Origin of the sequence: Ulvibacterium marinum, from assembly GCF_003626755.1 — a bacterium.
Taxonomy (GTDB): domain Bacteria; phylum Bacteroidota; class Bacteroidia; order Flavobacteriales; family Flavobacteriaceae; genus Ulvibacterium; species Ulvibacterium marinum.
The window spans coordinates 115326-125986 of sequence record NZ_RBCJ01000006.1 but is presented as its reverse complement, the minus strand read 5'-3'; the positions used below and the strand labels follow the sequence as shown (position 1 = coordinate 125986).

The 10661-nt window shown below is 46.2% G+C and carries 2 protein-coding genes; both read left to right on the top strand.

All coding sequences use genetic code 11. The features are described 5' to 3' along the window. Positions 1-4 precede the first annotated feature (4 nt). Positions 5-10228: an RHS repeat-associated core domain-containing protein gene (locus D7Z94_RS23905; protein WP_147415982.1), complete on the top strand. Its 10224-nt coding sequence runs from the start codon at positions 5-7 to the stop codon at positions 10226-10228. Beyond that, positions 10209-10646 (top strand): hypothetical protein, encoded by a 438-nt coding sequence (locus tag D7Z94_RS23900; protein ID WP_120714174.1) that lies wholly within the window; start codon positions 10209-10211, stop codon positions 10644-10646. Before D7Z94_RS23905 ends, D7Z94_RS23900 begins: the two co-directional genes overlap by 20 nt. Positions 10647-10661 lie beyond the last annotated feature (15 nt).

Below are 10661 nucleotides of genomic sequence, written 5' to 3'. Positions count from 1 at the left end.
ACGAATGTTTACGAGAACCAACAAAAAAACGATCCTGGGATGCCTAAGCGCCCTTCTGCTCTGCCTCACCCATGCCTGGGCCCAGGAAAAGGCCACCTTTGACGCCGAACAGATTACCACCGATGCCACGCTCCAATATGTGACCCCGAACCTGGATTCCCCCGAACGGGTAAACCACTCCCCCATGGCCTACGTAAGCCTTGGGTTGGACAAGACCGTTCCGGTAAGCGACCGGTATTCCTTTGAAGTACAATTGAGCATTGTTCCCGCCTCGTCTTCGGGAAACTTTGACGAAGCCGCGTTGGATATTACCTTGACCGTAGAGAACAATACCACCCAGGGGGCAGGTAGCACTTCTGTGGACATCAGCAAACAGGTGTTGAACGGATCCTTCGGGGCTCAAGTACAGATTGTAGGGATTTCATATACCCTATTATCCAATGGATCTACCTCTACCACTACGGTTCCCCCAAATGTGTATTTGGACATAGGTTTTACCTCTGATCGGTTCGAGACCTTGGACACTTCCTTTCCGCCAAACGTTGCGGTAGCCGAACCCAATGTTTCGGGAAAAGAGCTGGAAATTAATTGGTCTGCTGTAAACGGGGCGCTTTCCTATGATGTGGAATGGACTTGGATCGATGGATACGATGGCAATTCGGAAAGCTATGACGATCCAATGCGGGCACAAAATACCATTCCCTTTACCAAACGGGATTTTGAATTGAACAGTACCCGGGTACAGGCCAGTGGGCTTTCCTATACCGTCCCTCTGATCTATGCCAAGGGCTACTTTGTGTACCGGGTGCGGGCGGTCGGCAAAAACGAGGCTTACCCGGATAGGTACCTATTTGGGCCTTGGAGCGATGCCGAGGACGATCAGGCCCGATTTTTAAGCGATTGGAACAGGGTGTACATCATCGATGAAGACCATCAGGTACACAAAAATTGGCAGTTTCAGGCTTCCTACGCCGAGGATGGTAAAAAGAAGGAAGTGGTGAGCTATTTTGACGGGACGCTCAGAAACCGCCAAACCGTGACCAAGATCAATTCGGATGAAAACATTATCGTTGGGGAGGTCATTTATGACGCCCAGGGGAGACCGGCCATCGAGGTGTTGCCTGTACCCATAAACCGTACACTTGCACCGGCAATCGACTTTGTAGGGGATTATACTGATCCCCAAAACAGTGCCTTCACCCGAAATTCGGCCGGCCTAGCCTATAGCTATCAGGATTTTGACCCTGATAACGTAAACCAATTGGACAGTTATAGCCTTGAAAAGGCCATGGCCACGGAAAGTGGCGCCAGTAGGTACTATTCCGCGGACAATGATGTTGATGATTCCTTTAAGGCACGGATACCGAATGCGGAACGGCACCCTTTTTCCCAAATTGAATATACCTCGGACAATACGGGCCGCATTCGAAGGAAAGGTGGTGTTGGGGTAACCCACCAATTGGGCAATGGACACCAGATGGAATATTATTATGCTACGCCGGAACAAAAAGAACTCAACCGTTTGTTCGGCTATAGCGTAGGGTATAACCAGCACTATAAAAAGAATACGGTCATTGATCCCAACGGCCAGCGCAGCGTTAGCTATATAGATCCCCAGGGACGTACCATAGCCACGGCCTTGCTGGGTGATGCGCCTGCCGGCCTCGATGGCCTGGACGAAGAAAAAAATGGAGACCATCTTCGCATAACCACCGACTTATTGGGTAAGGTAGCACCTAACGACCCGGACACGCCCAACGACAACAACCGACGAAGCGCCACACAGACCTTTGGTGCCGTTGACGACGCCCTGGTATATACGAGTACCAAAGTGGTTCCCTTTAATGAGAACAGGATTTTTTCCTATAATCTGGAAACGACCGATTTTGTCTATGAATGTTTCAACGAGGCCATCGCCTACGATCTTTTCGTAGATATCATCGATGCCAACGGCCAAAGTAGAATTTCGGATCGCAATACCTTCGATGCCGCCAATTTTGAAGTATCCTTGGAACGGGGGAACTTCAGTATCGTTAAAAACCTGATCGTAAACCCGGATATGCTCCAGGAGTATGCCGATAAGTACGTCCTGGACCTACAGGACCCTACCAAGGAATGCTATATTGATCCCGATCTGGCCCTTCCCTTTCCCAATATAGAGGATGATGGATGCTTTACCACCTGCGCGGACTGTGAAAATGCATTACGCGCCCAATTCCGTGATAGCATCGGAAATTCCAACGAAACTACCTATGCCAAGATACAGATAGCACAATACGATTTTAGTGAACTGGAAGCCATTTTAACCCCTGATGAGCTCAAGGAGGAAACCAGGAAATTGGAGCAGGCCTTTCTCCTACAATGGCCGGAACTTATTGCCGCCTGCCATGCGCCCTGCACGGATGGCACCGACCTTGCCGGCCAGTCCAATGAAATGATCATCGCCAATTCCGTTAGTTGCCGGGTAGGTCATACTGCCCTACTCAACGATATGAAACCTACCGGGCAATACGGGGCTTTCCCTAGGACCTTGAGCAATGGGGAAATAGTATTGGACCCGCAGGGCAGTCTTTCCATCTTTGCAGAGACCAACCGTATTACCGGTGCCGAAACCACCGAGGGAGGCGAATACAACACCTGGCGAAATCCCAGACATCCTGTATACGATGGAGAGGAAACTGGCACTGGCCGTTACACGGAAGGCCATTATTACAATGCCGATGGCGCCATAAGTTACATCCGGGTAAACGAAATACTAACTGTGGACGAGACGGACGAGACAACGACCATCACCTATCAGCCACCCATAGACCCAACGGCCAATCTCAACGAAGTGTTGATCAAGGCGACCAACAGCCCGAACAATGAGGAGTACTATATAGAACCCCAATACCTGGCCAATGCCGTTGATTTTGTAGCATCTGGAATATGGCAAGAGGAATGGGCCGAATCCTTGATCGTATACCATCCGGAATATCGATACCTGGAATATGCCGAGGCCATTTGTGGCATGACCTTCAACAATAGTGTCGGGCTAATGAATCCGGATGGGTATGACCAGCACCTCCGTAATCTGGATACCTATGACAAGGTTCCATCTGGCTTGCGTTCAGCCAGTGGGCTCATGGCCAACGACCCTTTTTTTAAGGGTAGCCTTCCCTTCCCCAACCCTTTGACTGCAGACAGTGATAACCGGTTCATAACTGCTTTTAACCAAAGGGAGGCTTTGATGTCGGCCATGATGGAGAACTACAACGCCACAGAAAAAAGCCTGGAAGAGTATGCAGCGGCCATTGTAACCTGCAACAGTATTTCAGACGACTGCCCGGATACGGGTGTGGGTAGTCTTTCCGCTTCGCAACGAGAGGCCTACTGGGCTACCTTAAAGACAAACTATATCAATCTTAAGCAGACGTTGCAAAAACTATTGGCCAATGTCTACGCCAAGACACGGAATGCCTACAACGGGTGTATTGGGGAGGAAAATCCGCCCGTAGATCTGTTATCCGTCATCGGGGAATATGACTTTTCAGGAAAAAGCAGCTTTGAGGGAGCCATAAATGAGGCTACCGATAAAGTTTGCGAGCTTGCCGAACGTAACGAATACCTGACCAAGGAAAAACGCTTTCCCCCTTCGGATGCTTTGTACGATTCCGGCAAAAGTGCCGAAGACGTCATAGCCGAACTGAACGAGTATACTGCCTATGAGTATTTTATACAGACCGGGGTCTGTCCGTTGGCCAGGGACCTACGGGTCTTCCTGGAGTTTGCCTTTGCCGACTTTGTGGGCCAGGGAATTCCTCGTCAAAGTATTTTTGATGCCAATTACCTGTCCCGGGGGCTATACGCCGATCTTGGGGGCATCCTGCCCCTGGAGTCTCCCGATCCATTGCAATGGGACAATGAAATCAGCGGAAATGTGCTTACCCTAAAAATCGGGGAAGAAACCACCCCCATTACGGTTACCCTCCCCCCTGGATATAGCTGGAGCGGCTATGGCTCCTCTTCCTTTACCATTACCCAGGTAAAACAGCTGGTCGGCACTTATGACGGACCCAACGAACAATTTACCTTTAGTGCGGTCGTACGGATTCCCGATATCAATACGGAAGTGGGCTTTAAGGAAGAGGTCATTACGGGGACTACCCAGGCCCGTATCGCGGAATGTACCGTATATCCTGATGCCAACAGTGTAGGCCAATATTTGAGCGATGGCGGTTCCATTGGGCCCTTGGGCGAATGTCATAAGGAACGCCGCTTTTCAGAAGCCTTTGTACGTTTGCTCAATGCATTATATGCACAGGGAACGATTAACGGTTCCGGAATAGCACTCAACGGACTTCCCGAATACCGCGATAGCTATCTGTCCAAGTTCTTTGATCCGGGTACGGCTACCTGGACCGCAGACCTACCGATTAACACCTATTACCTTAATGTGGGCGGCCTTGATGTGGCCGTTCTGGAACTGGAGGACGACCTCCCCACTGCGGGCGTCACGAACTTTACGGGCTTGGGGTTGACCTATACCTATAATAACTCCGGGCAGATTACATCGCAGGTCGCCCGTGTGGCCTACCAGACCCCTACGGTGGAAAGGCATGTCAAGGGTACCTTGACCCAAGCCCTGGACGATCCGGACCGGCCCCTGATCAACTTTTTATGCTGCCCCGGAGAGGATATTAATGAGTTGGTGGGTAGTACTTGCGATTTATTGAACTATAATGATGCAGATGGTTCATTTCAATCCTGTGAAAGTTTAGTCATCATGAACACTCACAACCAGAGAAACAGTAACGTCACCTGTGGATCTTGGTATGATTATCAAACAAATGCTGATACTTTTTGGCCTTCCGCAACTTCTAATCAACCTCCCTCAGGAGACCCTTTCATATTAACAAATTTTGACGATTCTCCAGATGGCGGAGTACTTGCGGGAGCATTGACCAATGATCGTGGAAACAATTTTTATGTAGAGTCATTTGGAACTCAATTAACGGGTTTAAAAATTGGCGAGGAATATGTAGTGAAGTTTTTCATGGCCAATGCTACTAACAGGTACGGTATTGGAAATAGAGATGTCCCTCATTTTAATGACGATGAGAAAAGTTATTATGGAGGGTGGCGAGTGGATATGGGAAATCAATTCAGATATTCATCTTTCATAGAGAGTACTGGAAATAAGCCACAGTGGATAGAAGATGAGGTTTCTTTTATTGCGGAAGAAGAAACTGTTATACTTATATTTTCTCCATTCATAGCGGATAATGAGATTTTAACCGATGCCTCTGTTTTAGACGAAGGGTTTTTAAATACCTATATGCTAATAGATGGAATAAAAGTAGAACCCAAGAGTTGTTCATCGAATCCATTAGATTATCAAAATTCTTGTGATGACTTTCAAGCTGAATCAACCACTTTTGAAAATCTTTTTAAAGATTTACTGAATAACATTGTGGTCCATAAGGATAGCTTAATTGGCAATAATGAAAATTTCATAATAGAAGACTATGATTCACCAGAACTTGCAAGTTTGTTTTCAAATGAAATTATCGGTCTTGAAACCAAAATATATAATTATCCCATTTCTCAATTAACCCACACTATCGACACAAGATTCAATTCTTTTTCAAATACTACCGAAATTTTTGTACACAGCAGAAACCCATTTGGTCAGCGGATGGTAAATGACCTGAACCAGTCATTTTTTATTAGTGACAATGCTTCAAATGGCATATTTGGAATACTCACTTCATCATTAAATTTGCCTGGCTTCAACTTATATGATGTAGCTGAAATAGTTGATGTAAGTTTTGAAGGAGGTGAGTATTACGGGCATGATTTGCTAAGGCTGGAATATTTGGATGCTAACTCAATATTACAAACTGGCTATACCTTTCTTAAATTTTATTCTACTCAGCGTTTATCCGAGGATTATACTTTTTATATAGATGGAAATCTTTGTAAAGGTCTAAAAGGTTTTTATAGACAGCCTTATTCTAGATATTATGTGAATGTCAATAAAGGCTCAATAAATAGCTCAAATACCAAATCCCTCAATTTGAAAAGTTTATTGGGGGAATCTGAAAAGGTTGTTTCAGTTAGTGCCAACAGAGTATTTCTTTTTGAAAATGAATTATTTCTCATTGAACATAAAGGGAAAAACTTAGATATAAATCTGCAAAGGGAAATTATTTCAAATGCAAGAATTTCCTTAAATGATAGTATTAAAATGCTATCCAATAATATCAGTGTTTCTAGTAAATCCATCCCCCAAGAGCCCCGAACCACCTGCGGCCCCGATATTTGTATCCCCCCGGTACCGGCCCCATTAAGCTGTACTGACATGTACGGTACCTATGAAGGGATCATGATCGGGCTAATGAACGGCCTCGATACGGATCTACGCGAGCAGTATATCGTGTCCGAGGCCGATTTCTGCAATCAGTCCTACCAGTATCTGGTAACCGATTACCAAAACTACCTCACCACCTTTGGTATCACCGGTATCGAGGATATCGAGTATATGTCCATTGCCCGTTTTGGGGCCACGGAGTTCAACTATGGGTATCCGGATATGGCCTCCATCATCGGGTTATATAAGGCACATGTAGATGCCGCCAACGAATTTGACCGTATGGACTGGGGCCAATTTACGTCCGACTACCTCAATCAACCTGGAAACGAAAGCATCTGCGTACCCCGGGCCTTCCCTACGAATTTTAACGATTTCATCTTTGACCTACCCGAACAGACCGATTGCGAGCAGTTCAAGGCCGCCGTGACCCTAGCATATCAAAGTGATACTTACGAGGCCATCTTGGAGCGCAAACGTCAGGAATTCGTCAATGCCTATCTGGAACATGCCCTGACCGATCCTGTGGAAAACTTTACCATGGAATACGCGGACAAGGAATACCAATATACACTCTACTATTACGATCAGGCCGGGAACTTGTTACAAACGGTTCCCCCGGAAGGGGTGGACCGCTTTACCGAACAGGAACTGGAAGCGGAAGGTAAGAACGAAGCCATCAATGCCTATCGCCTGGCCAATGGATCGGGGGAAGGGGAAAGCCTGTTACCGGACCATGATATGATTACGCGATACCGCTATAACTCCCTAAACCAATTGGTCTGGCAGGAAACTCCGGACGGGGGTGTAACCCGTTTTGCCTACGATCGCCTGGGCCGTATTATCGCTTCCCAGAATGCCAAACAGGCCGGAACAGGTCGTTTTAGCTATACCAGCTACGATTTCTTGGGCCGAATCATAGAGGCCGGGGAACTAGCACCAAATGTGGCCATCACGATCGAGGATACCACGGGGAAACTTAGGTATAGCGGGGACGGGACCTATGTACCCGTCATCGATCCGGATAACCCGCAGGAAAATGTCTACCCCGCCAATGTATCCGACACACGTTATGAAGTGACCCGGACCAACTATACCACGGCCACCAACAATGAGGTACAATTGTTCGATACCGTGGACGATATCTCAGAATTCATCAGCAATGCCCGAAACCGGGTCACCGCCATCCGATACTATGACGCATGGGACGGTCTCGATGACAACCTCAGTTATGAAAATGCGTTGTTCTATCATTATGATATCCACGGAAACGTCAAGGAACTGGTACAGCACAACAAATTGATGATCATCAATCCCGAAGATCCCTCATCGGGCCTTAAACATGTGGAGTACGACTACGACTTGATCAGTGGCAATGTAAACCAGGTGACCTATCAAAAAGGCCGTGCGGATATGTTCGCCCATCGCTATACCTATGATGCGGATAATCGGATTACCCAGGTGGAGACCAGTAGCGATGGTATGCTCTGGGAGAAGGACGCCACTTATGCGTACTATGCACACGGACCCTTGGCCCGTACCGTTATCGGGGACAAGGAGGTACAGGGTATGGACTATGCCTATACGCTACAGGGCTGGCTCAAGGGGGTAAACTCCGAGAATCTGGACCCCGCCGACGATATGGGCGGGGACGGTGACCAAGTGGCCCGGGACGCCATGGGATATACCTTGGGCTACTACAGTGGCGATTATGCCCCGATCGGTACCCTGGGCACCAACACTTTTGGAATTAGTACCGCCAACAACGGTACGGAGACCCAGGAAGGGGTAAACGTGGGCGAGGAACTCTACAATGGGAACATTAAGCAGATGGTGACCGGTCTATTGGATACCGATGAAAATGCCCTTACCGTCCAGATGAACAAATACGGTTACGACCAGTTGAACCGCATCAAGGCCTTTAGAACGGGAGGGACTTCGGATCCTTACTCGGCCAGCTATGCCTATGACAAGAACGGGAACCTAAAGACCTTGGATCGCAGTACGCCTAGCGGGGCAATGGATCAATTGGCGTATACCTATGTGGACACTGATCCGACAACGGGGCAGGCCAAGCGGACCAATCGGTTGGACTTTGTAAACGATGCGATTGGGGACCAGGGCCTTGGAGATCTGGGGATCCAAACGGAGGGCAACTATGAATACGATGCCATAGGTCAGCTTACCCGGGACCGCGCCGAGGGCCTATCCATAGATTGGCGTGTTGACGGCAAGGTACGTTCGGTGACCAAGGACGATGGGAGCGTGATCACCTTCCAATATGACGGCCTGGGGAACAGGATCGCCAAGACTGAGGTGGATACGGAGACCACTACCCTCTACGTACGCGATGCCCAGGGCAATGTCCTGGCCGTATACGAGAACAGCTCCGACGGAACCGTGGCCCCTGTGGACCCCGATAGGAACCTGCAGGACTTCTGGGACTTCGGTACCATGCTGATCGACCGGGAGATCGCCTTCGAGGCCTATGACTATATCAGCGTGGCCAATACCGTAAACGGGAACGTGGTGGAGCCCAACGGCAACCTCCGCCTTACCGCCGGAAACGAAATCACCCTAAGACCCAATTTCCATATAAAGCCCGGTAGCGAGTTTTTGGCAGAGATTCGGGACCTGGGAGAGGGCAGCGGCGGCCAAGAAGGCCTCTTCCTTACCGAGCACCATATCTATGGGAGTTCCCGCCTGGGGATGGAACGAAAAAATTTGGAAATCCTGGAGGAAGGTCCTATCTTGGAAAGGACGTTCTTTGAAAACAAGGTAGGCGACAAACGCTATGAACTCAGCAACCATCTGGGGAACGTACTCTCCGTCGTTACGGACCGAAAATTGGGAGAGGTTGGGGATCATGTTCCGGACGTGGTAGCCTATAATGATTATTATCCCTTCGGGCAACTTCTACCGAACAGGCATGGGAATTCTTCTGATTACAGGTACGGCTTCCAGGGACAGGAACTAGACAATGAGATCAAGGGCGAGGGAAATAGTTATAATTTTAAGCATAGAATGAGTGACCCGAGAATTGGTCGTTTCTTCGCAGTAGACCCGTTAATTGGTAAATACCCTTGGTATAGTCCTTATCAATTTAGCGGGAACAAACTAATAAGCAGAATTGAATTAGAAGGTTTAGAAGAAGCTAGGTTTAATATGCAGATAGATTGGAATACTGCGATAAAAATGGCTGGAGAAGATGCTACAACAGAGCAAATAGTTGAGAAGTATAATCAAATACATTATGCAGGCACAAATCAAATAGTAACAGAATTATTCAAATCTACTTTTGACCACTACTTACCTAAGAAATTTATAGACAGATATAGCTCTTTTGAAGGAGGAACTTTAAATATCACAGAGCAAGAGGCTATTGATGTAAACCCATATTCCGTATCTATTTATAGAGGAAAACGTTCTCAAAATTGGGAACGTGAAAGTGCTGCATTTGAAGCAGAATTAAATTCTCTTGAAAAAGGCGAATCTAAAGAAGTAAAACTTTCTGTTAGTGGTAAAGCAGGAACGCAAGGAACATTAGGTCAGTTTACGATAAACTTTGAAGGTGTTCTTACTAGAAGTTCAGAAGATGATGGGGAATGGTCATTCGAAGGAACAATGCAATTTTTTGATAAGTGGGATTTTGATAAAAAGAAAAATGGAGGAAGAACACAAGGTAGTGAAACCGCTACTGATGTTGGAAGAATGTTTTTACCAGGAAAAGGTTTTGATATTTTATCACCAAAAATACATGTAAAACAGACTAGTAAAGACCAAAAAGTTGATTGGTGGAAAGATAAAGAAATCAAAGAGGTAAAATCAAAAGCAGCAGAATTAGTACCATATTTTGATGAAGAAAAAGGAAAATAATAATATGAGGAGTCAGATATTAAGATTAATCATTTTCATCGTTATTTTTTCATCTTGTAAACAAGAGAAAGAATATTGCACAAAGGAAATTAATAAGTTAACAAATATAATATTACCGAAGAAAATTGAAATCATAGAATGCGATGACAACCTAGAATATCAATTTGTTTTTGAGTATCAAATGAATGATTTATCTGAAGTTGATACATTTATTAGAAGTAACAACCTTGTACAGTACTCATCACAGGCTAATTATGATTTAATTAAGAATATAGATGTTATGAGTTACGTTGGAGAATTTTTTGAACCTAACAAAATTTATGAAAAAAGTAATGAAATGTATTATGTCCAAACAAAAAACTATTCTTTAGTTCTTGATAGTAAAAAAGGAAAGTTTATGGGAGTAGTAGAATACTAGATACTTTTCTTTCTT